Here is a 22842-nt window from a genome sequence, read left to right as displayed (position 1 = left end):
GGAAACACTGCCGCAACAGCGCCGCAGGATTGGCCCGCTAGCGTCGGCCCGCATGAGCACGAGCACGGAGACGGTACGGCACGACGGGACGGCGCGGGACGGGGCACCGGCCGCGCCGGGAGGGCTGCGGCAGGGCCTCAAGCGCCGCCACATGCGGTTGATCGCGCTGGGCGGGGTCATCGGGGCGGGGCTGTTCGTCGGCAGCGGGGTGGTCATCCGGTCCGCCGGTCCGGCCGCGGTGTTGTCGTTCCTGGCGGCCGGCGTGCTCACCGTACTGATCATGCGAATGCTGGCCGAGATGACCGTGGCGCGTCCGGCGCTGGGGTCCTTCTACGCCCATGTCCGCGAGGCGCTGGGGCTGCGGGCGGGGTTCACCGTCGGCTGGCTGTACTGGTACTTCTTCGTGATCGTGGTCGCCGTCGAGGCGGTGGCCGGCGGCCGGATCGTCCAGCTGTGGCTTCCCGGCGCGCCGTTGTGGGCGGTCAGTCTGGTGCTGATGACGCTGCTGACCGCGACGAACCTGGTCTCGGCGCGCTCCTACGGCGAGTTCGAGTACTGGTTCTCGTCGGTCAAGATCCTGGCGATCGTGGTGTTCCTCTTCCTCGGCGCGCTGTTCGTGCTGGGCCTGTGGCCGCACTCCCCCGGCGGGCTGGGCCATCTGACGGCACACGGCGGGTTCGCGCCCGAGGGTGTCGGCGCGGTGCTGGCCGCCGTCGTGCCCTGCATCGGGTTCTTCACCGGCGCGGAGATCGTGACGATCGCGGCGGCCGAGTCGGCCGAGCCGGAGCGGGCGGTGGCGGACGCGATCCGCTCGATCGTGCTGCGGGTGGTGGCCTTCTACGTGCTGTCGGTGTTCCTGGTGGTCGCCGTGGTGCCCTGGACGTCGAAGGCGATCGAGGTGAGTCCGTACGCGGCGGTGCTGGAGCGGCTCGCGGTGCCCGCGGCCGGCACGGTCATGAACGCGCTGGTGCTGATCGCCGTGCTGTCCTGCCTGAACTCCGCGCTCTACACGTCCTCCCGGATGCTGTTCGCGCTTACCCGCAACGGGGACGCGCCGCGCGCCTTCACCGTGGTCGGCGCGAGCGGGGTGCCGCGCCGGGCGCTGCTGGCCGGGACCTCGGCCGGCTATCTGTCGGTGATCGCGGCCTGGATCTCGCCCGATGTCGTCTTCGAGTTCCTGATCAACTCCTACGGCGCGGTCGCCCTGTTCGTCTATCTGGCGATCGCGGTCGCCCAGGTGCGGATGCGGCGGAAGCTGGAGCGTACGGAGCCGGAGCGGCTGACGCTGAGGATGTGGCTGTTCCCGTGGCTCAGCCGGCTCACCATCGCGCTGCTGGCCGTGGTGATCGGGGCGATGGCGTTCCTGCCGGACAGCCGGCCGCAGTTCTGGCTGAGCCTGCTGACGGTGGTCGTGGTGCTGGCCGGGTACGAGGTGCGGCGGCGGAGGGGGCCGGCCGACGCGGTCTGAGCCGCGCCGGCCGGCGGGGACCTCTTAGGCAGCCTGCTGCTCGTAGCCCACGAGACGGACGCAGACGGCGAGGCCCTCGATGGCCTGCTCCAGCTCCGCGAGGCCCGGGTAGCTGGGCGCGATCCGGATGACGGCGTCGCGCGGGTCGTCGCCGTACGGGTGGGTGGCGCCGGCCGGGGTCAGCACGATGCCCGCCTCGGCGGCCCGGCGGACGACCTCCTTGGCGCAGCCGTCCGGCACTTCGAGGGTGACGAAGTAACCGCCCTTGGGGTCGGTCCACCGGGCGAGACCGGTGCCGCCCAGCTCCGCCTCCAGAATCCGGGCGACCGCCTCGAACTTCGGCTGGAGCAGCGCGCGCTGGCGCTCCATGTGGGCCCGCACCCCGTCGGCGTCCCGGAGGAACAGCGCGTGCCGCAGCTGGTTGACCTTGTCCGGGCCGATGGACCGCTTGGAGTTGTTGGCGAGCAGCCACTCCACGTTCGCGGGCGAGGAGCCGAAGAAGGCGACGCCCGCACCCGCCGCGGTGATCTTCGAGGTGGAGCCGAACACGAACGCGCGGTCCGGGTTCCCGGCGTCCGCGCAGGCGGCGAGCAGGTCGGCGATCTCGGCGGGCTCGTCGGTGAGGTGGTGGGCGGCGTACGCGTTGTCCCAGAAGATCCGGAAGTCGGGCGCCGCTGCGGTCATCGAGGCCAGTCGCGCCACGGTCGCGTCGCTGTAGCAGACGCCGTCCGGGTTGCTGTACTTCGGGACGCACCAGATGCCCTTGACGGCCGGGTCCTCGGCGGCCAGCCGCTCCACGACGTCCATGTCCGGGCCCTCGGCGGTCATCGGCACCGGGATCATGTCGATCCCGAACCGCTCACAGAGCGCGAAGTGCCGGTCGTAGCCCGGGACCGGGCACAGGAACGCGATCCGCTCCTGGTCCGCCCACCGCGACCCGGCCCCCGGCAGCACGCTCAGCAGGGCGTGCACCAGGCAGTCGTGCATCAGCTCAAGGCTGGAGTTGCCGGCCGCGAGGAGCTGCCCGACCGGCACCTGGAGCACCTCGGTGAATATCTCCCGGATCTCCGACAGGCCCTGCAGACCACCGTAGTTGCGGACGTCCGTGCCGTCGGCGGCGGTGTGCCGCCCGCCCGGCAGGCTCAGCAGGTCCTCGGAGAGGTCGAGCTGCTCGGGCGCCGGCTTGCCCCGGGTGAGATTCAGCGAGAGCCCGCGCCCCGCAAGGTCCTGGTAGTCCTTGCGGGCCCTCTCCAGGAGCCCGCTCAGGGCATCGGCGCTCAGCTCGGTGGTCATGGTGTTTCCTCTCGGGCCGGTGGCGCCCGGGACGGCGCCCGGGGCTTCGTGCTGCCTGCCGAGGATACAAACCGCCGTTCGAACGCCCTGGCCAGGCCCGAGTCGACCCTGCTCAAGCCCGGCATTTCCGGCCCAACGCCGGACTCTCGCGGCGACCTATGGCGACAAATCGGTGAAGTCGGTGACGTCGCGAATGGGCACTTTGAACGGCTTTGGGTACCCTGCGAGGTTTGCTCCGGTTGTCGCAGATGCCTTCCGGGCGGTCAGCCGGAGTAGATGATCGCCCCGATGATGACCCACAGCGCCCAGGCCAGCGGGATCAGCGCCACGTAGGCCAACGGCCGGCGCAGCACCGGCGCCCCTTCGTCCATCGGCTGCCGGCCAGGCGCGGGCGCGGACTGCGGCAGCTTGCTGAACTTCAGGTGGGCGATCAGGTTCCAGAGCAGGGTGAACGGCGTGAACGCCACGAGGGAGAGCGGGCTCCACCATCCCAGGCAGAGGGTCCTGGTCGTCATCTGCCGCACGACCGAGCGGCCGCAGCTCCGGCAGAACGGGCCGTCCAGCTTGTGGAAGTGCATCACCACGAGCAGCCCCTTGTGGGCGCGGACGGAGAAGTTCTCCGCGGCCGGTGAGCCGCAGCCCCGGCACCCGGGGGCGGGGACCTGGGCGGCCGGGTATCCGGGGGCCTGCGCGTAGCCGGGAGGTGCGTAGCCGGGCTGGGCATAGCCGGGCTGCGCGTAGCCAGGGTGCCCGTAGGCCTGGGGCTGGCCTGCCGGGTATCCCACGGGCTGGCCCATGGGCTGCCCTGCCTGATGACCCGCAGGCGGACCCATCGGCTGGCCCTGGGGCTGCCCCGGATAGCCAGCAGGCTGCCCCATGGGCTGACCCGGCGGATACCCCGCGGGCTGACCCGTCGGGTACATGGGTGCCTGGCCGTGGGGCGCGCCCTGGGGCGGCGGAGTGGTCATGGGTGTCTCTCCAGAGTGGACGGCGGGAGGGCGGAGCGGTCCTGGGCGCCAACGCTCCCCTGCCGATGCGGCGCGCGTCCCGCTGGGCGCCAACTCGGGCCGTCCGGGCCGTTGATCGTACTCGACGGTCTCCCGGACCGGGAGCGGGTTCCGGTGTCCGCCCGGCCCGGCGGCAACCGGGGCCGCGGGGCGTGGCGTTCGGGGGAAGCCCGGGTGTCGCAGAGGGGGGCCGGGGTGCCCGGCTCGTACGTTCGGGCGGCATGACGTACGTATCGGCTGACCGCACCTCCGGCCCCACCCGCCGCACCACGCTGACCGGGCTCGTCGGCGGCGCGGGAGCCCTCCTGGCCGCCGGGTGCAGCGGGTCGCCCGCCAAGGAGCCCACAGCACGTCGCACGGCCCGCGCCTACGCCACGGCGAGCGACCCCACGCCCGGAGTGATGACGCTCTTCAAGGACCCCGCCTTCAACTTCGGCGCGCTCATGGCGCTCGGCGGGTCCGGCTACGGCGCAGGTGAGGTGGGCGAGGTGCTCACCGCCGTGAACACGGTGAACGAGGCCGGTCTCTCCGCGCAGACCTACACCGAGACCTTCAAGAAGCTCGGCGACCGGCTGCGGCAGCCGCCCAGCAGCGGCACGCCCGGGAAGGAGACCACCCGCTTCCGCGCGCTGCGGGCGGCGCAGTACTACGCACAGGCGCTGTTCTTCGTCCTCGGCTCCGACTCCCCCGGCAGCGAGGAGGCGCTGTACCAGGCGGGGCGCGACTCCTGGGACGCGTTCTGCGAACGGTGCGACCCGGTTCCGGTGACGGCGCGCGTCCCGTACGGGAAGACCCCGATGCCCGTGTGGTTCTTCCGGCCGGACGACTCCGGCGAACGGCGCCCCACCGTGATCCTCACGAACGGCAGCGACGGGCAGAACGTCGACATGTGGACCTACGGCGTGGCGGCCGCCCTCCAGCGCGGCTGGAACGCCCTGGTGTACGACGGGCCCGGCCAGGGCCAGCTGCTCTTCGTCGACCAGGTGGTCTTCACCCCGCGCTGGGAGAACGTCGTCACCCCGCTCGTCGACTGGCTGTCCGCCCGCCGGGACGTGGACACCGGCAAGATCGCCCTGACCGGGCTGAGCATGGCCGGGGACCTGGCGCCGCGGGCCGCGGCCTTCGAGCGCCGGATCGCCGCGCTGGTGGCGATGCCCGGTGTGCTCTCCCCCTGGCTGGGCTTCCCTCCGGAGATCCGGGAGATCCTCACCCCGGACAAGGCGAAGACCAACAGCATCTGGAACAAGGAGGTCGTCCCCGGGCTGTCGCCGTCCGAGGCCGCGACGATGAAGAAGCGCATCGAGCCGTTCTCGGTTCCGGCGATGCTCGCGGCCCGGCAGGGCAAGATGTTCACCGACTTCTGGACCCCGGCCACCCTCATCAAGTCGCTGGACATCACGGACGTGGTGAGCCGCATCACGATGCCGACGCTGGTGCTCGACTACGACTTCGAGCAGTTCTACCCCGGGCAGCCGCGCCAGATGTTCGAGAAGCTGACGGCCCCCAAGGACTATGTGAAGCTCACCGCGGCCACCGGCGCGCAGCTGCACTGCTCCCCGATGGCCCCGCAGCAGCACTGCGAGGTCGTCTTCGACTGGCTGCAGGAGAAGCTGTCCGGCAGCTGAGCCGGCCCGGCGGCGAACCCGCCGGGACAGAACACCTAGCCGCCCAGGTACTGCCGCAGCAGATCGCTGAGCTCGGTCTCGAACTCCGCGTAGTCGTGGCGGAGTCGGTCGCCCGGCCAGTTGTCCGGCAGGAGCGCGGCGGGCAGCAGGGGGTCGGCGAGGAGATGGCGGAGGGCGGCCGCCGCGACGGTGAAGCGGTCGGCGTGGGTGGCGGCGCGCTCCAGGGCGGCCGACAGAGCGCGGGCCCGCTGGGCCCAGCCGGACAGGTCCCACAGCCGGCCGGCGAGGGCGGCCGGGTCGCCGTCCGGGGCGCCGGTGAACCAGGTGCACTGGTCGGTGACGACGGCGGGGCGGGGCCGGTCGAGGTTGGCGGGGCGCAGCCAGCTGCCCTCGCGCAGCTCGGCCAGCCGCAGCGTCGCCATGGCCTGGCGCAGTGCGGTGCGCTCGGCCGCCGGGCGGCCTTCCGGGGTGGCGACGACGGCGATCTCCCAGTCCCCGTCCCAGGGGAGGGTCCGCGGTGTGCGGCTCTCGTCCTGCCGGGTCTGGCGCGCCAGCAGCCGGGTGGTGAGGGCGTACGAGCCGTCGGCCTGCCGCAGGTCGCCGGCGGCCACCATCCGCGAGAGGGCGACCCGGACGGTGCCCTCGGCGATGCCGAAGAGTTCACCGACCCGCACCAGGGCGCGGGCGGGCAGCCGCGGCGGGTGGTGGCCGAGGAGGGTGCTCAGCACGATGGAGCGGGCGGTGAGCGGGCGCAGGGCGAGCGCGGCGGCCTCGGCGTCGTCGAGGGTGCGGGTGGGGTCGTCGTTCATATGTGCAGGAAATTCTAGCGAGGGCGGCCCCATCGGGCATTACAGCCTTCACGCGGCTGTATGGGTTCTGTAACGTCAACGGTATGACCGTCACCCATGAAGTCGTGAATCAGGCCCCGCCGCTGACCGGGTTCAGCGCGGCGGACGAGCCGGCCCTGCTGGAGGCGCTGCGCCGGGAGGGCGCCGAGTGGGGCGTGCGGGAGGTGACCGAGCTGGGCGCGCTGGCCGGTTCCGCCGCGGTGCAGGAGCAGGCCCGCTGGGCGGAGGAGCAGCCGCCACGGCTGCACACCCACGACCGTTTCGGGCACCGCGTCGACGAGGTCACCTTCCATCCGGCCTGGCATCAGCTGATGACGGTCGCGGTGGAGCACGGGCTGCACGCCGCCCCCTGGACGGACGGCCGCTCCGGGGCGCATCTGGTGCGCGCCGCGAAGTTCTATGTCTGGTCGCAGGCCGAGGCGGGCCACGGCTGTCCGGTCTCGATGACCTATGCCGCAGTGCCCGCGCTGCGGGCCGCGCCGGATCTCGCCGCGCAGTACGAGCCGCTGCTCGCCGCCCGCAGCTACGACTTCGGTCTGCGGCCGCCGCTGACCAAGTCGGGCCTGATCGCCGGTATGTCGATGACGGAGAAGCAGGGCGGCTCCGACGTACGGGCCAACACCACGCGCGCGGTGCCGGCCGGCGACGGCAGCTACCGCCTCACCGGCCACAAGTGGTTCACCTCCGCGCCGATGAGCGATGTGTTCCTGGCGCTGGCGCAGACCGAGGAGGGGCTCGGCTGCTTCCTGGTGCCGCGGGTGCTGCCGGACGGCTCGCTCAATGGCATGCGGCTGATGCGGCTCAAGGACAAGCTGGGCAACCGCTCCAACGCGTCCTCCGAGATCGAGTACGACGAGGCGGTGGCGTGGCCGGTCGGTGAGCCGGGGCGTGGGGTGCGGACCATCGTCGAGATGGTGAACATGACCCGGCTGGACTGTGTGCTGGGGTCGGCGGCCGGGATGCGGGCCGGGCTGCGGCAGGCGCTGCACCACACCGCGCACCGCCGGGCGTTCGGGCGGGAGCTGGACCGCCAGCCGCTGATGCGTTCGGTGCTCGCCGATCTGGCGGTCGAGTCGGAGGCGGCGACCCTGCTGGGGATGCGGCTGGCCGCGGCGGTGGACCGCGCGCAGGCCGGGGACGCCGGGGAGGCGGCGCTGCGCCGGCTGGCGCTGGCGGCGGGCAAGTACTGGGTGTGCAAGCGGGGCAGCACGCACGCGGCGGAGGCCCTGGAGTGTCTGGGCGGCAACGGCTATGTCGAGGAATCCGGCATGCCCCGGCTCTACCGGGAGGCGCCGCTGCTGTCCATCTGGGAGGGCTCGGGGAACGTCGCGGCGCTCGACGTGCTGCGGGCGATCGGCAGGGAACCGGCCGCGCTGGACGCGTTCTTCGCCGAGGTGGAGACCGCGGCGGGCGCCGACCGGCGGCTGGACGCGGCGGTGGCCGGGGTCCGCAAGATGCTCGGCGGGCTCGGCGATCCGGAGCAGGCGCAGCTGAGGGCGCGGTCGCTGGCCGAGCGGATGGCGCTGGTCCTCCAGGGTTCGCTGCTGGTGCGGCACAGCCACCCGGCGGTCGCCGACGCGTTCTGCGCCTCACGGCTCGACGGGGAGTGGGGCCACGCCTTCGGCACCCTGCACCCAGGCGCCGATCTGGCCTCGATCCTGGAGCGCAGCCGCCCGGCGGCCGCGGGCGCGTCCTGATGTCCGTACGGGTGGAGCGGGCCGGGCCGGTGACGACGGTGGTGCTGTCCCGGCCCGCCTCCCGCAACGCCGTGGACGGTGACACGGCCCGGCAACTCGCCGATGCCTTCCGGGAGTTCGACGCCGATGAGGGGGCCCGGGTGGCGGTGCTGTGGGGCGAGGGCGGGACGTTCTGCTCCGGTGCCGATCTGAAGGCGATCGGCACCGGGCGCGGCAACCGCGTGGCCCCGGACGGGGACGGGCCGATGGGACCGACCCGGATGCGGCTCGGCAAGCCGGTGATCGCGGCGGTCGCCGGGCATGCGGTGGCCGGCGGCCTGGAACTGGCGCTCTGGTGCGACCTCCGAGTCGCGGAGGAGGACGCGGTGTTCGGGGTGTTCTGCCGGCGCTGGGGCGTGCCGCTGATCGACGGCGGTACGGTCCGACTGCCCCGGCTGATCGGTGCGAGCCGGGCGTTGGACCTGGTGCTGACGGGGCGTCCGGTCCCGGCCGCCGAGGCGCTGGACATCGGCCTGGTCCATCGGGTGGTGCCGCCCGGTACGGCGCGCGCGGAGGCGGAGCAGCTGGCGGCGGAGCTGGCCCGTTTCCCGCAGGACTGTCTGCGCAGCGACCGTGCCTCACTGCTGGACCAGGAGGGCCGGGACGAGGAGGCGGCGATGGCCGCGGAACTCCGGTACGGGCGTGCCGTCCTGCCCGGGGCGACCCAGGGCGCGGCCCGGTTCGCCGCGGGGGCGGGGCGGCACGGCGCACCGGACCGGAGCCCGGACCCGGGAGCCGCCGCGCCCACGGAGCCGGACCGCCCCGGGGCCGCTCCGGACTCCCCCGGCGCCCGCACCGGTCCCCCCGGCTGACGGCAGGCACCCCCGCGCGGCCGGCCGGCGTCGTTGAACGCCCGCGGCGCTCCGCGTACCGTCACCCTGCCCCGCCTTCGCCGCCCGTCCGCCAGGAGTACCCCGTGCACGAGCTGAACTACCCCGAGGCGGGCGGCACTCGGCATACCCCGCTGCCGTCCGGCTACCGCCACCTCCACGAGGAGCTGCCGCTCGGCCACGGCCGCACGGTGCTGAGCGCGGCCGGCGAGGCGATCACCACCTTCCGGATGCACCGCGCGGCCGGCACCGGAATCCGCGCCGACGCCCCACGGGCCGCGAAGGGCGTGCAGGTCGAGGTCTCACTGGGGTTCGGCCCGCTGCGGCTGCGGGCGCCGTGCACCGTGGTGTGGACGGTGGCCGAGGAGGACCGGATCGGGTTCGGTTACGGGGCACGGGAGGGGCATCCCATGTGCGGGGAGGAGGCGTTCGTCGCCGAGCTGCGCGCGGACGGGTCGGTGTGGTTCACGGTGACCGCCTTCAGCCGGCCCGCCCGGACACTCACCCGTGGCGCCGGCCCGCTGGTTCCGGTCTTCCAGCGCCAGTACGTCCGCCACCTCGGCCGCACCCTCCGCCGCCTGGCGAACCGTCCGTGAACTCCGGGTGACGGGAACCGGCCATTGTCACCCCGTCGCCGCCACCCCGCCGCCCGCCCGAACCGGGCGGCGGCGCGCGCACCTGACACCGCTCACCGGCCTCCCGGCACGGCGCCCGCTCACCCCCTGATGACCTGCGGAACACGGGTAGTTACCGGCGCGTAGCATGACGCCCGCTGATCGCCATACGTCCACCTCGGCTTCATCATTTCGTCACCATCACCTCTGGCGACCGTGAAAGAAAACCAGACATGTGTGATGACGAACTGATCCCGCCGCAGGCGGACATGACCGAGCGTGAGTGGCTGCGGACCGGGTCGGAGGCGACGGCCGGGGGGCCGTCGATGCGGACGACGGGGCGCGTTCCGCAGTGGGTGAACCGGCGGACCCTGCTGGGCGGCGCGATGGCCGGTGCGGCGCTCACGGTGCTGCCGTCGCCGGGCCAGTCGCCCGCGTCCGCCGCGCCCCGCCGCGGCGGCCCGGGGGCCTTTCCGTTCCCCGAACACCCCAACAAGAAGGGCGAGTTCGCCATCCTGGTGACCGGCGACGCCGGCACCGGGGACGAGGCGCAGTACGCGGTGGCGGCCGCCGCCCGGGACCTCTGCCGGAGCGAGGGGATAGGCCTCGCGGTCGGCCTCGGCGACAACATCTACGAGAACGGGCCGGAGTCCGACGACGACTCGGAGTTCCAGGACAAGTTCGAGAAGCCGAACAGCGGCATCGACGTGCCCTGGCTGATGGTGCTGGGCAACCACGACTGCTCGGGGCTGATCCCCGGCAGCGGCGGCGACCCCTCCCGCGGTGACCGCGAGGTCGCCTACGCGGCCACGTCGAAGCGCTGGTACATGCCGAGCCGCTACTACAGCGTGCCGCTGCCCGCCGCCGACCCGCTGGTGGAGTTCTTCGCCCTCGACACCATCCCCTGGTCGTCGTACGTGGCCCAGCTCGACCCGCACTACCGCTGGGACGGGCCGTACATGCGCGAGCAGCGGAGCTGGCTGGAGGGTGCGCTGCGTGCCTCGCGCGCCCGCTGGAAGGTGGTGATCGGGCACCACCCGTACCTCAACAACGGCAAGCACGGCAGCGCCGGTTCCTACGACGGTTTCGAGATCGGGAACTACACCAGCGGTGTCCACCTCAAGGACATGTACGAGAACGTGGTCTGCGGACGGGCCGATCTGATCCTGTCCGGCCATGACCACACGCTGCAGATCCTGGAGCCGACGGCCCGTACGGGCGGCACCCGGCAGGTGGTGTGCGGCGCCTCGGCCAAGACCGAGGACGGCACGGCGCACTTCGGGCACCCGGCGGCCTGGCAGAACTTCTCCGACCACGGCTTCATGGTGCTCAAGGTCTCCGGCGCGCGGCTGACCATCGACGCGTACACCGTGGATGTGGCGACCCGGAAGGCCACCCTCGCCCACCGGACCCGCCAGACCCGGCCGGTCGCGGCCCCGGCAGGGGCGCACGCCTGACGGCAGCGGCCGTCCCGGGGGCGCGCTCCCGGGACGGGCGTTCACGGGGTACGGCGGCGCTCAGGGGTGCATCCGGGCGCCCTTGAGTACCTTGTCGACCGCGTTGCGGGGGCCGTACACGGCGAGGCCGACGACGTCCAACCGGCCGGTCGGCACGGCACGTACCGCCGCGCGGTTGTCCCGGTCGTTGCCGGTGGCGAAGAGGTCGGAGGTGAACACCGACCGGGGCAGCGCGCGGGACAGGGCGCGGCCGTGTGCGGCGGTCAGGACCTCCTTGGTGCCCTCGAAGACCAGCACGGGCTGGCGGAACATGGGCAGATACGGGGTGTCGTCGGCGTCGGCGTACGGTTCGCCGATCACCTCGGGGAGCTGGGAGCCGAAACCGCTCACCAGGAACGCGGTGACGTTCAGCCGCTGCCAGGGCTCCAGGTCCTCGCGCAGCAGAACGGCGATCTTGGTGTCGAAGCGTACGGGGGAGGTGTGCTCGGTGGTCATGCTCCGAGCCTGCCGACCGCCCCGCCTCCTCTTCTTGTACGTTCCTGGCGTGGTGGCGGCACGGCGGCCCTGCGGACGTACCGGACATGCGGGGCTTCCGGCCCGCGCCTAGGGTGTTCGCATGGCCGCGTTCCGGTGGATATCGGCCCCGGTCAACGGCCCGCGACCGAGGGCACGAGGTGTGCTCGGCGCGGCCTCGCGGGCTGCCGTCCCCCGGCGCCGCCCGCCGGGAGCGGGCCCGTATGTCCCGCGCGTCCGGGCCATGAGGCGCGGCGCACCATGACCGGCCCGCCCCTGGAACCGTCCGACAGGGCCTACGACCCCCGGGCCGACCGGGAGTGGCGCCATGTCCCGGAGGACTCCGGGGTGTCGCACCGTGAGCCCATCGGCCTGCGTGAGCGGCTCTCGCTCAACCGGACGGGCACCTTCGACTGGGATCTGGACGAGGGTTTCATGAACCTGGACCCCGGTGCCCTGGAGGTCTTCGACCTCCGTCCGGACGAGTACGACGGCGCGCCGATGTCCCTGGTCGCCCGCGTGCCCCCGGAGGAGGGCCTGCGGCTCGACGAGGCGCTCTCCCAGGCCCTGCAGGACGGCCACTCGTCGTACGGCGCGTACTTCCGGGTCCAGTGCCGCGACGGCACCCAGCGCTGGACGCACTCCCAGGGGCGGATTCTGCACGACGCGGACGGGAAGCCGTACCGGATCATCGGCATCGTCCGGGAGGCGACCGGCGAGCTGGCGGACTCCGCGCTGCTGCGCTCGCTCCAGCAGGAGCGGCAGCGGCAGACCGTGATGGTGCAGCAGACCACCGCCGCGCTGGCCCGTGCGCTGTCCGTCGGGGATGTGACCCGGGTGCTCACCGGGTCCGGCGGGGCCCGGCGGTTCGGTGCGGACGGGCTGGTCCTGGGGCTGGTCGAGAACGACCGGTTCAAGGTCATCGCCACCGCCGGGCTGGAGGGCGAGGTGCCCGACGACATGATGACCTCCCGGCTGGACGACACCCTGCCGCTGGCCGACGCGGCGCGCTCCCGGCGCTCCATCTTCCTCGGCAGCCGCGGTGAGCTGATCGCCCGCTACCCGCGGCTGCGCCCGTACACCGGCGTACTGCCGGCGGGCAGCGCGGCCTTCCTCCCGCTGGTCGCGCAGGACACCGTCATCGGTGCGCTGGGGCTGTTCAACGCCGAGCCCGCGGTGCAGTCGCCGGAGGCCAGGAACCTGGCGCTGGCGCTGGCCGGTGTCGTGGCGCAGTCGGTGCAGCGGGCGACCCTCTTCGACCAGGAGCGGGAGTTCGCGACGGGCCTCCAGGCGACGATGCTGCCGCGCCGGCTGCCGCCCCTCACCGGCGGCGCGGTCACCGTCCGCTACCACCCGGCGAGCGTCGGGCGGGACATCGGCGGCGACTGGTACGACGTGATCGCCCTGCCGCAGGGGCGGACCGGGCTGGTGGTGGGTGATGTGCAGGGGCACGACACCCATGCGGCGGCCGTGATGGGCCAGCTGCGGATCGCCCTGCGCGCCTACGCCAGCGAGGGGCACTCCCCGGAGACGGTGCTGGTGCGGGCCTCCCGCTTTCTGGCCGAGCTGGACACCGAGCGCTTCGCGACGTGTACGTACGTCCAGGCCGACCTGGAATCCGGGGCGCTGCACCTGGCACGGGCCGGCCATCTCGGCCCGCTGATCAGCAACAGCTCCCGGCACATCGACTGGCCCGAGATCCGCGGCGGGCTGCCGCTGGGCCTGGCCACGCACTTCGGGCGCGACCACTTCCCGGAGACCCAGCTGTTCCTGGAGCCGGGCTCGACGCTGCTGCTGTGCACCGACGGCCTGGTGGAACAGCCCGGCCGGGACATCTCCGCGGGCATCGACGCCCTGTCCGCCGCGGTCCGCGCCGGCCCCGCCGACCTGGAGGCGCTCGCCGACCGGCTCTCCGCTCACCTGTGGGCCGATCCCGGTTCGGAGGACGACATGGCTCTCCTGCTGCTGCACCGGCTGCCCGGTCCCGGGGGCGCCACCACGCCGCGGCTGCGGCTGCATGTCCACCAGGCCGATCCGTCGGGCGCCGCCGAGGTCCGCTCGGCGCTGCGCCGCACCCTGGACCAGTGGCGGGCGGGCGCCGTCATGCACAACATCGAGGTCGCCGCCTCCGAGCTGATCGCCAACGCGCTGACCCACACCGAGAGCGGCGCCCTGGTCTCCATGGAGCTGCTGGCCGGCACCCCGCGCCGCATCAGGCTGGAGGTCGAGGACCGCTCCAGCCGCTGGCCGCGGCGGCGCAGTCCCGGCGAGACCGCCACCTCGGGGCGGGGACTGATGCTGGTCGAGGCGCTCGCCGACGAATGGGGCGCGGAGCCGCGGGGCGCGGGCAAGGCCCTGTGGTGCGAGTTCGCGGTACCGGACACGTCGGATCTGGCGCACTGAACTCGCGTACGGGGAAAGGTGGCTGACGATACGTCAATGCCATGCCCGGACAGGTCCCGCGGCGGGTGGCGTCCTTCCGCGCCCGGCGCCACAGGGGGCCGAGCCGACCAACCTGGCCGTTGGCCGACTCGGCCTGTCCGGAACGTACACCCTCATGTCCCGGACGAAAACCTCGCCGGAACAGGGGCCGTCGGTCCCAAGTCCCGTGCCGCGCACGGGTGCTCAGTCCTCCGGCCCGTACCAGAGTGTGGTCATGTTGCAGAACTCCCGGATGCCGTGGCCGGAGAGCTCCCGTCCGTAGCCGGAGCGCTTGGCGCCGCCGAACGGGAGGCCCGGGTGGGAGGCGGTCATCCCGTTGAAGAAGACCCCGCCGGCCTGCAGGTCGCGGGCCAGGCGGTCCTGCTCGCCGGGGTCCCGGGTCCAGGCGTTGGAACTGAGCCCGAACGGGGTGTCGTTGGCGACCCGCACCGCCTCGTCCAGGTCGGCGACGCGGTAGAGCGTGGCGACCGGCCCGAACGCCTCCTCGTGGTGGATGCGCATGTCGGGGGTGATGCCGGACAGCACCGTCGGCTCGTAGAACCAGCCCGCGCGGTGCTGCGACGGGCGCTGTCCGCCGCACAGGGCGGTGGCGCCCTTGTGGACCGCGTCGTCGACGAGTTCCTCCAGGTCGGAGCGGCCCTGTTCGCTGGAGAGCGGGCCGATGTCGGTGTTCTCGTCCATCGGGTCGCCGACCGTCAGCGCGGCCATCCGGGCGGTGAACCGCTCGGCGAACGCGTCGTGGACGTCCTCGTGCACGATGAACCGCTTGGCCGCGATGCACGACTGCCCGTTGTTCTGGACGCGCGCGGTGACGCCGACGCGGGCCGCCTTGTCGAGGTCGGCGGAGGGCAGCACGAGGAACGGGTCGCTGCCGCCGAGTTCGAGGACGGTCTTCTTGACCTCGTCGCCGGCGGTGGCGGCCACCGCGCGGCCGGCGATCTCGCTGCCGGTGAGGGTCGCGGCGGCGACCCGCGGGTCACGCAGGATGTCCTCGACGGCGCCGGAGCCGATCAGCAGAGTCTGGAAACAGCCCTCGGGGTAACCGGCGCGGCGGAAGAGCTCTTCGAGGTAGAGCGCGGTCTGCGGGACGTTCGAGGCGTGCTTGAGCAGCCCGGTGTTGCCCGCCATCAGGGCGGGCGCGGCGAACCGTACGACCTGCCAGAGCGGGAAGTTCCAGGGCATCACCGCGAGCACGGTGCCGAGGGGGCGGTAGCGGACCACGGCGCGGCGCGCACCGGAGTCGCTGACGTCGCCGGGGTCGGGGTGCTCGTCGGCGAGCAGCGCCTCGGCGTGGGTGGCGTACCAGCGCATGGTCTTGGCGCACTTCGCGGCCTCCGCGCGCGCCTGGGTCAGCGGCTTGCCCATCTCGGTGGTCATGGTGCGGGCGATGCCGTCCTGGTCGGCGTCGAGCAGGTCGGCGGCCGCGAGCAGGAGATCCCGGCGGCGCGCGAAGCTCGTGGTGCGGTGCTCCTGGAAGGCCTGCTCCGCCCGGACCAGATGATCTTCGATCTCGCCCGCGTTGAGCGCGTCGAAGGTCTTCAGGGTCTCGCCGGTGGCCGGGTTGACCGTGGCGATGGCCATGATCAGCACCTCCTTGATGGTGCGGGGGCGTGGTCCCCGCGGTGTGCGGGGCGGAAGTCCGGGCGGCTCCTAGGAGAGCGGCGAAGGGGCCGGGGACGGCTCCGGGACCGGGTCGGGATCGGGTCCGGGCGGACGGGGTATCGGCGACGGTTCCGGCGGGATGGGTTCCGGTGGCGCGGGCGGGACCGGCGGGCCGGGGAGCGGGTCGGGGACCGGGTTCGGCGGCGGGTCCCCCGGCTCCGGCGCGGGCTGCCGATCACGGTCGAGCGTGCGCTCACTGCACGTATGCGGTTGCCGCTGCACTGCGGGCCTCCAGAATGAGACGGCTAGTGGCACATCAGCCCCCGTACCCGAGTTTCGCCCGTCCATGGCCCCGGCGCACGGCGGATTGCCGCGGACGGGTTGCGTGGGCGCCGGGCACGGCGTATGTGACCCGATCGGGCGGCGCCGGGCGCACCGGTCCCCCGCTACCTTGCGGGCATGCCCATGACGTGGACGAGGACCGGGACGGCGGCGGGCCCGGCGGAGCCTCCGGTGCGGCGCCCGGTCGCGGCCCGCGGCAGGACCGGGGCCCGTGCCGTGGCGTTGCTGTCAGCGGCCGGTGCGGCGCTGGTCGCGGCGGCGGGGCCGCCCGCCGCCTCCCCCGCCCCTCGGGTGCCGCTCCCCGCCGCGATGGCCGACACCGGGGGCGGCACCCAGCTGATCACCGCCCGCGCGGGTACCACCGCCGCGACCACCGGGACCGTGCAGTGGTGGCAGCGGGTCAACGGCCGCTGGCGGCAGCGGGGTTCGGCGCCGGCCCGCTTCGGAGCGGGCGGGCTCGTCGAGGGCGGCAGCCGGGTGCAGGGCACCTCGACCACCCCGACCGGGCTCTACGACCTGCCGTTCGGCTTCGGGACCGCACCGCCACCGCCCGGCACCGCGATCCCCTACCGCAGGGTCGGCCCGGACTCCTGGTGGTGCGAGGACAACGCCTCCGCCTCCTACAACCGCTGGGTGCAACCGCTGCCCGCGGACTGCGCGGCCGGTGAGTCCGAGCGGCTGGCCGGCTATCCGACGCAGTACAGCCGGGCCCTGGTCACCGGCTTCAACTACCACCGCCCGGTGCGCGGCCGCGGTGCCGGGATCTTCCTCCATGTCCACGGGAAGGGCGCCACGGCCGGCTGTGTGTCCGTACCGGCCGGGGCGATGGCACGCATCCTGGCCTGGGTGCGGCCGTCCGCACATCCGCACCTCGCCGTCGGCACCGTGTCCGGGCCGACCGCCCTCACCCGCTACTGAGGGGGCGTCCCTGACCGTCCCGGCTTCACGGCCGTCGGAGGCGCCGGTCAATGGGCCCCGGCCTCACGGCTGTGGGTCGTGGGCGTCGTAGCGGGCGAAGGAGCGGCGGCCGAGGCCGAGGGCGGCCACGACCAGGACGCAGGCCAGGCCGCCGCCGATCACCGCGGTGGCCAGGGAGGTCAGGTCGGCCGCCGAACCGGCGAGGAAGTCACCGAGTCGTGGGCCCCCCGCGACCACGACGATGAACACGCCCTGGAGCCGGCCGCGCATCGCGTCCGGCGTCGCGGCCTGCAGCATGGTGCTGCGGAACACCATCGACACGGTGTCCGCGCACCCGGCCACCGCCAGGAAGAACAGCCCCAGCCACAGCTGCCGGGACAGCCCGAAGCAGGCGATGGCCGCGCCCCAGGAGGCCACCGCGATCAGGATGGCCAGGCCGTGCCGGCGGATGCCGCCGAGCCAGCCGGAGAACAGCCCGCCCAGTACGGCGCCCACCGCGGGCGCGGCGACCAGCAGGCCGACCGTCTTGGCGTCCCCGCCGAACCAGAGCACCGCGACCGCCGGGAACAGGGCACGCGGCTGCGCGAGCACCATCGCCGCCAGGTCCGTGAAGAACGTCATCCGCACGTTGGGCCGGGTGGCGAGAAAGCGCAGGCCGTCCAGTACGGAGGCCCGGCGCTGCGGTCCCTCCCCCTGGTCGGGCCGCATGGCCGGCAGCCGCCACATCGCGTACAGCGAACCGCCGAAGGCCACCACGTCGATCAGGTACGCGGTCTGATAGCCCCACAGGCCCACGATGACGCCGCCCAGCATCGGCCCGCCCATCAGACCGAGGTTGGTGGTCAGGGAGTTGAGGGCGTTGGCGGCCGGCAGCTGCTCGGTGGGCAGCAGCCGCGGGATCATCGAGGAGCGGGCCGGTGAGTTCATCGCGAAGCAGACGGCCTGGCAGGCGACGACGGTGTAGAGGAGCCAGACCCGGTGGTATCCGGCCAGTGCGGCGGCGGCCAGGACCACGGACAGCGCCGTTGCGCCGAGGGCGCTGTAGAGGCCCAGTTTGCGGCGGTCGACGGTGTCGGCGATGGCACCGCCGTACAGCCCGAAGACGACCAGCGGGACCAGCGAGCACAGCCCCACCAGGCCGACCGAGAAGGTGGAGTGGGTGAGGGCGTAGACCTGGAGGGAGACCGCGAGCGCGGTCATCTGCTGGCCCATCCAGGAGATGGTGTTGCCACACCAGAGACGGCGGTAGTCGGGAGAGGCGCGCAGCGGGGTCAGATCGGCGAATATCCGGGAGCGCAGGGGTATTTCGCCCTTTTCGGCGGTCGTTGTAGGGGGCACGCGGCAGTTTAAGCACGGGACGGGGCGGCCGTGGGGGCCGGGGCGGGAAGAGGCACCCCGGGCGCCTGCCCCTTACGCGCGGCGCGGGCAGCAGGCCGGCCCGGCCGCTGTCTCCGGCGCCCCGGCCGGCCTGCTGCCCGCCTCACCAGCGCCAGCGGGTGGCGGCGGCGATCTCCTCCGCCGTGCAGCCGGCGAAGTGCGCCTCCTCGGCCCGCCGGACCGCGAGCACCGCCCCGTGCAGCACCTCACCCATCGCCTCGTACAGCGGGGCCGACTTCTCCAGCCGGTCGGCCGCCTCGGTGAGGGTCGCGGGCAGCCGTACGATGCCGCGCCGGGCGCGCTCGCGGACGCCGAGGGTGCCCGGGTCGCCGGCGTGCGGTTCCGGCAGCTGCGCAGCGGACTCGATGCCGTGCAGCCCCGCGGCGAGCACCGCGCCGACCGCGAGGTACGGATTGGCGGCCGCGTCGAAGGTCTTGACCTCGGCATGCCCGCCGTCGGGGTCGTCGGGAGCGCCGGTGATCAGGCGCAGCGCCGCCTCCCGGTTCTCCACGCCCCAGCACTGGTAGACCCCGGCCCACTGGGAGGGCTGGAGCCGCAGATAGCTGGCGGGTGAGGGGCAGCCGAGGGCGAGCAGGGCGGGCAGGGCGTTCAGGACACCGCCCAGGAAGGCCACCGCGTCCGGCGCCAGGCCCCACGAGGCGTCCGGGCTGCGGTGCAGGCTGACGCCGTCGCGGTACAGGCCGAGGTGGAGGTGGCAGCCGTTACCGACCTGCCCGGCGACGACCGTCGGGGCGAAGGAGGCGCGCAGTCCGTGCCGGGCGGAGACGGCGCGGACGGTCTCCCGGACCAGCACCACGTCGTCGGCGGCCCGGACGGGGTCGGCCGGGGCGGTGGTGACCTCGAACTGGCCGGGGGCGTACTCGGGGTGGAGCTGGAGGACGTCGATGCCCTGGACGGTCAGTGCCTCGGTGACATCGCGGAGGTAGTCGGAGAGTTCGACGACCCGGGTCATGCCGTAGGCGGGGCCCGCACAGGGGTAGTCGAGCGGGTCGTCCGGGTCGGTGGCGGCGGACCGGGGTCCGGCCGGGGCGCGGGTGACCACCCATTCGGTTTCGAATCCCATCCGCACGTCCAGACCGGCCGCACCGGCCCGCTCGGCCATCCGCCGGGCGAACTGCCGCTGGCAGCCGGGGTACGGCCGGCCCAGCTGGTCGTAGCGGTCCACCGGCGCCCAGGCCCAGCCGGGCTGTGCGGCGAGGACGGTGGCCCGGTCCAGGTCGGGGAAGAGCCGCAGGTCCCCGTCGGGCCCGCCGAGGTGCTCGGATGCGGTGATGGTGTCGTCGGAGGTGAAGACGTCGAAGACGGGTGACATCCCGACGCCGCGCTCGGCGACGGCCGTGAGCCGGTGCGCCGGAACGGTTTTGACGCGGGTGATGCCCGCGTTGTCCACCCAGGTCAGCGCCGTGTTCAGGACGCCTTCCGCCGTCAGCCGCGCCGCCGACCGGCGGGCTTCCTCGCGCTGTTCCGCAGCCCGCGTTCCCATAGAGCCGTCCTCACTCGACGGTGCCGAGGCCTCGGCACCCGTGCCCGCTGATCGCCCTGCCGGTACGTCTCGCCGCCGCCGGTCAGGAGCAGTTGAACTCGCACCATACGCACTTTCCGCTGCCGCGCGGTTCCACACCCCAGACGTCCGCCAGGCGGTCGACGAGGAGGAGGCCACGGCCGGAGACACCGGCCTCGCCCGGTTCGCGGCGGCGCGGCAGGCTGCTGGAGTGGTCCTCGACCTCCAGCCGCAGCAGCCGCCCGACGCTGTGCGGCATACGGATGTTGACCACGGCCTCCCCGTCGGTGTGCAGCAGCGCGTTGGTGATCAGCTCGTCGGCGACGAGTTCGATCTCCTCGGCCCGGTCCGCCGCGCCCCAGGCGCGCACCGCGGCCCGGATCATGTGCCGGGCGGCGGAGAGGCCCTCGGGGTCGGCGGGCGCGATGTGCTGGCGGAACCGTCCGACGATGTCGTGCTGCGGGGTGCCCAGCCGGCGGAGCAGCAGCAGCGCCATGTCGTCCTCGCCGGTGCGGTCATCCGCCGACTCGCACAGCCGGTCGGCGAGTTGCTGGACGTCCTGGGGGCCGTCGCGGACCTCGCGGGCCAGCTCGCGCATCCCGATGTCGAGGTCGGTGCCGGGCTGTTCGACGATGCCGTCGGTGCACAGCAGCAGGGTGTCGCCGGGGGCGAGCTGCACGGTGGTGACCGGGTAGTCGAGCCGCCGGAACTCGGAGGAGATCCCGAGCGGCAGCCCGCCGGCCACCGGCAGCCGGCGGCAGATGCCCTCGGCGTGCCGCAGCAGCGGGTCGATATGGCCGGCCCGGACGATCCTGGCGGAGCCGGTGCTCAGGTCGGCGTCGACGTAGGTGCAGGTGGCGAAGCGGTCGGTGTCCAGCTCGTTGAGGAAGGCGGAGGCGCGGCCCATGACGGTGGCGGGGGCGTGCCCTTCGGCGGCGTAGGCGCGCAGCACGATCCGCAGCTGGCCCATGAGCGCCGCGGCCTGGGTGTCATGGCCCTGGACGTCGCCGATGACGGCGGCGACCCGGCCGTCGGGCAGCGGGATCACGTCGTACCAGTCGCCGCCGATGTCCCGGCCCATCCGCGCGGAGCGGTAGCGGACGGCGATCTGGGCGCCGGGGATGCCGGGGATGCGGCGCGGCAGCATGGCCTGCTGGAGGCCGGCGGCGAGGTCGTGCTCCTGGTCGTAGAGCATGGCGCGGGCCAGGCTCTGCGCGATGCTGCTGCCGAGCGCCACCAGGACGTTGCGCTCCTGGTCGCGGAAGTCGCTCTCCCGCTCGAAGAACAGGCCGATCACCCCGATCGGGCGGCCCTGCGCGATCAGCGGCAGATAGGCGGCGGAGTTGACGTTCAGCGGCTCGATGGCCGGCCACAGCCGGGGGTACTTGTGCCGGAACTCCGCGCGGCTGCCCACATAGCGCGGGGTGAGGGTGCGGACGACCTCGCTCATCGGGAACTCGTCCCCCACCCGCGTGTATTCGAGGTCGGGGACGAAGCTGCCCGCCTTGCCCTCGGAGATCAGCCGGATGCGTCCGGCCTCGACCAGGCCCAGGATCACGTTCTCCGCGCCCAGCCGGCTCAGCCCCTGCTCGTCGGCGAGCACCGCGATCACCTCACCGACCGTCCTGGCGTGTGCCAGCGCCGCGGTGGTGCGCTCGACGACGCTGGTGTGCCGCCTCCGCTCCTCGTCACCGGCCAGCCGCTCGGCCGCGTGGGTGTACTCGTGGCTGGCGTCGCGGACCACCCCGATGATCCGGCGGGGCCTGCCGGTGCTGTCCCGGCGGATGCTGCCCTGGCTGTGGGTCCAGCGCAGCTCACCGTCGCGCAGCCGCACCCGGAAGTAGGCGCCGTAGGAGTCGCTGCCGTCCTTGAGCGCCCGTGCGACCAGGGCGTCCAGACGGGCCGCCTCATGGGCCGGGACCCGGGTGTTGAGGGTGGCCGGGTGGTCGTCGTACTCCGCCGGGAGCATGTCGAACACCTCGAGGGCGGGCGCGTCCATGTGCATCAGCCCGCTGTCGAGGTCCCAGTCGAAGCCGCCCATGCCGTTGAGGGCCAGGGTCAGGTCCGGGTGGGCGGGCCAGTCGTCCGGCACCGACACGGTGGGCCGCTTCGCTCCCCGCTCAGCCATGTCGTCACTTTGCCACATTCACCCGGATTGCGGCGTCTTCAGCCCCTGCGCCCGGCATCACTGCGGCAACCGCACCGAAGTCACTGACTCAACTCTCAGGCTCCCCGCAATTCCGCACCACGAACCCGGCCATGACTGGATTGCCTCCATGCCGCCGCCCTCTCGTCCATTGCGATGTTCTCAACGCACTGTTACGGTCCCGGACCATGGAAGACGCCCCCGGAGAGCGGGTCACCGACGATGCCGGAGAGGTCACGGACCGTGTCCGGCAGGTGATCGGCCGGCTCGGTTGCAGCCAGCGCGAGTTCGCCCGCCGGATCGTGATGGACCCGTCGAAACTGTCCAGGTCACTGGGCGGAACCCGGCGCTTCACGCTGGCCGAGATCGTGCGGATCGCCGATATCGGCGCGGTCGGCACCGGCTGGCTGCTCGGTGCCCCGGAGCGGCCCGCGACGCCGCCCGGACGCGAGCCGGCCGCGGTGCCCGAGGGCGGCCGGCCGCTGCAGATCGTGCGGGAGACCGTCCGGCTGATCGCCGAGCACGGCTTCCACGGGGTACGGGTCACCGACATCGCCGCCGCCTGCGGCACCAGCCCGGCCGCCGTGCACTACCACTTCCCCGGCCGCGACGAGCTGCTGGAGGCGGCCGTGCGCTGGTGCATGGACGAGGACACCGCACGCCGCGCCGCGGGACTGGCCGCCGCCCCCGACGCCCGTGCCGAGCTGCTGCACCTGATCGCGCTCCAGACCCCGCGCACCGCGCAGCAGCGCCGCCAGTGGCTGGTCTGGCTCGACCTGTGGGCCCAGGCCGCCCGCTCCACGGCCGTGGGACGACTGCACGAGCACTACTACCGGCAGTGGCGCACCACCGTCGCCGAGGTCCTGCGCCGCGGCGTCGACCAGGGCGTCTTCCGGACCGTCGACCCGGAGTTCACCGCGCTCCGGCTGACCGCGCTGATCGACGGCCTGGCCACCCAGGTGCTCGCCACCGCCCCGGACAGCACCGGCCCCGACACCATGCACGCCGCCCTGCTGGCCTTCGTCGAGAGCGAGCTCACCCCCGCCTCCGCCGCCTGACGCCACCGTTCCCCGCCGACCGAGGCACCCACCCCAGCGAAGGG

General features: G+C 73.5%; 17 protein-coding genes. 9 read left to right on the top strand and 8 right to left on the bottom strand.

The features are described from left to right. The first annotated feature begins 52 nt into the window (after positions 1 to 52). The gene (locus ACGFN2_RS00850; protein ID WP_393356459.1) at positions 53 to 1468 is read left to right on the top strand and encodes an amino acid permease; all 1416 of its coding nucleotides are present in this window, start codon (positions 53 to 55) and stop codon (positions 1466 to 1468) included. Between the two features lie 24 nt (positions 1469 to 1492). Here ACGFN2_RS00850 and ACGFN2_RS00845 read toward each other — a convergent pair whose 3' ends face one another. Together ACGFN2_RS00845 and ACGFN2_RS00840 are read right to left on the bottom strand one after the other, a co-directional pair. Next, positions 1493 to 2761 carry an aminotransferase gene (locus ACGFN2_RS00845; RefSeq protein WP_362610537.1) on the bottom strand — a complete coding sequence of 423 codons (1269 nt, stop codon included), beginning with the start codon at positions 2759 to 2761 and terminating at the stop codon, positions 1493 to 1495. Between the two features lie 263 nt (positions 2762 to 3024). Next, on the bottom strand, positions 3025 to 3558 hold the full coding sequence (locus tag ACGFN2_RS00840) for a hypothetical protein (RefSeq protein ID WP_393356457.1): 534 nt from the start codon (positions 3556 to 3558) through the stop codon (positions 3025 to 3027). A gap of 431 nt (positions 3559 to 3989) precedes the next feature. On the opposite strand from ACGFN2_RS00840, the gene ACGFN2_RS00835 reads away from it, so the two are divergent. Beyond that, positions 3990 to 5393, top strand: coding sequence for an alpha/beta hydrolase family protein (locus ACGFN2_RS00835; RefSeq protein WP_393356455.1), 1404 nt, complete (start codon positions 3990 to 3992; stop codon positions 5391 to 5393). A 35-nt stretch (positions 5394 to 5428) separates the two neighbouring features. Here ACGFN2_RS00835 and ACGFN2_RS00830 read toward each other — a convergent pair whose 3' ends face one another. Then, a complete protein-coding gene (locus tag ACGFN2_RS00830) occupies positions 5429 to 6202 on the bottom strand; it encodes a PaaX family transcriptional regulator C-terminal domain-containing protein (RefSeq protein WP_393356453.1) in 774 nt (257 codons plus the stop codon). Positions 6203 to 6285: 83 nt separating this feature from the next. On the opposite strand from ACGFN2_RS00830, the gene ACGFN2_RS00825 reads away from it, so the two are divergent. From ACGFN2_RS00825 to ACGFN2_RS00810, 4 genes are all read left to right on the top strand, one after another. After that, positions 6286 to 7938, top strand: a complete 1653-nt coding sequence (locus ACGFN2_RS00825) for an acyl-CoA dehydrogenase family protein (RefSeq protein ID WP_393356451.1) — start codon at positions 6286 to 6288, stop codon at positions 7936 to 7938. Beyond that, a complete protein-coding gene (locus ACGFN2_RS00820) occupies positions 7938 to 8789 on the top strand; it encodes a crotonase/enoyl-CoA hydratase family protein (protein WP_393356449.1) in 852 nt (283 codons plus the stop codon). The genes ACGFN2_RS00825 and ACGFN2_RS00820 overlap by 1 nt, the downstream gene beginning before the upstream one ends. A gap of 104 nt (positions 8790 to 8893) precedes the next feature. Further along, on the top strand, positions 8894 to 9403 hold the full coding sequence (locus tag ACGFN2_RS00815; RefSeq protein WP_393356447.1) for a DUF1990 family protein: 510 nt from the start codon (positions 8894 to 8896) through the stop codon (positions 9401 to 9403). 251 nt (positions 9404 to 9654) lie between these two features. Beyond that, a complete protein-coding gene (locus tag ACGFN2_RS00810; protein ID WP_362610521.1) occupies positions 9655 to 10878 on the top strand; it encodes a metallophosphoesterase in 1224 nt (407 codons plus the stop codon). A gap of 60 nt (positions 10879 to 10938) precedes the next feature. Here ACGFN2_RS00810 and ACGFN2_RS00805 read toward each other — a convergent pair whose 3' ends face one another. After that, positions 10939 to 11373 carry a DUF2000 domain-containing protein gene (locus ACGFN2_RS00805; RefSeq protein ID WP_362610518.1) on the bottom strand — a complete coding sequence of 145 codons (435 nt, stop codon included), beginning with the start codon at positions 11371 to 11373 and terminating at the stop codon, positions 10939 to 10941. A 279-nt stretch (positions 11374 to 11652) separates the two neighbouring features. On the opposite strand from ACGFN2_RS00805, the gene ACGFN2_RS00800 reads away from it, so the two are divergent. Then, entirely contained in the window at positions 11653 to 13794 is a 2142-nt protein-coding gene (locus tag ACGFN2_RS00800; RefSeq protein ID WP_393356444.1) for a SpoIIE family protein phosphatase, read from the top strand. Positions 13795 to 14016: 222 nt separating this feature from the next. On the opposite strand, the gene ACGFN2_RS00795 is transcribed toward ACGFN2_RS00800, so the two are convergent. After that, on the bottom strand, positions 14017 to 15414 hold the full coding sequence (locus ACGFN2_RS00795; protein ID WP_362610514.1) for an NADP-dependent succinic semialdehyde dehydrogenase: 1398 nt from the start codon (positions 15412 to 15414) through the stop codon (positions 14017 to 14019). A gap of 486 nt (positions 15415 to 15900) precedes the next feature. Between ACGFN2_RS00795 and ACGFN2_RS00790 the strand changes: the two genes are divergently transcribed. Beyond that, positions 15901 to 16695, top strand: a complete 795-nt coding sequence (locus ACGFN2_RS00790; RefSeq protein WP_393357148.1) for a L,D-transpeptidase — start codon at positions 15901 to 15903, stop codon at positions 16693 to 16695. 63 nt (positions 16696 to 16758) lie between these two features. Here ACGFN2_RS00790 and ACGFN2_RS00785 read toward each other — a convergent pair whose 3' ends face one another. From ACGFN2_RS00785 to ACGFN2_RS00775, 3 genes are all read right to left on the bottom strand, one after another. Continuing rightward, a complete protein-coding gene (locus tag ACGFN2_RS00785) occupies positions 16759 to 18033 on the bottom strand; it encodes an MFS transporter (RefSeq protein ID WP_393356442.1) in 1275 nt (424 codons plus the stop codon). A 142-nt stretch (positions 18034 to 18175) separates the two neighbouring features. Then, positions 18176 to 19576, bottom strand: coding sequence for a glutamine synthetase family protein (locus tag ACGFN2_RS00780; RefSeq protein ID WP_362610506.1), 1401 nt, complete (start codon positions 19574 to 19576; stop codon positions 18176 to 18178). A gap of 82 nt (positions 19577 to 19658) precedes the next feature. Beyond that, the gene (locus ACGFN2_RS00775) at positions 19659 to 21722 is read right to left on the bottom strand and encodes a SpoIIE family protein phosphatase (protein ID WP_362610504.1); all 2064 of its coding nucleotides are present in this window, start codon (positions 21720 to 21722) and stop codon (positions 19659 to 19661) included. Between the two features lie 206 nt (positions 21723 to 21928). On the opposite strand from ACGFN2_RS00775, the gene ACGFN2_RS00770 reads away from it, so the two are divergent. Then, positions 21929 to 22798, top strand: coding sequence for a TetR family transcriptional regulator C-terminal domain-containing protein (locus ACGFN2_RS00770; protein WP_393356439.1), 870 nt, complete (start codon positions 21929 to 21931; stop codon positions 22796 to 22798). The last annotated feature ends 44 nt before the right edge of the window (positions 22799 to 22842 follow it).

The sequence above is a fragment of the Streptomyces sp. NPDC048612 genome, from assembly GCF_043199295.1.
GTDB lineage: Bacteria > Actinomycetota > Actinomycetes > Streptomycetales > Streptomycetaceae > Streptomyces.
This window is presented reverse-complemented; position numbering and strand designations above follow the sequence as displayed.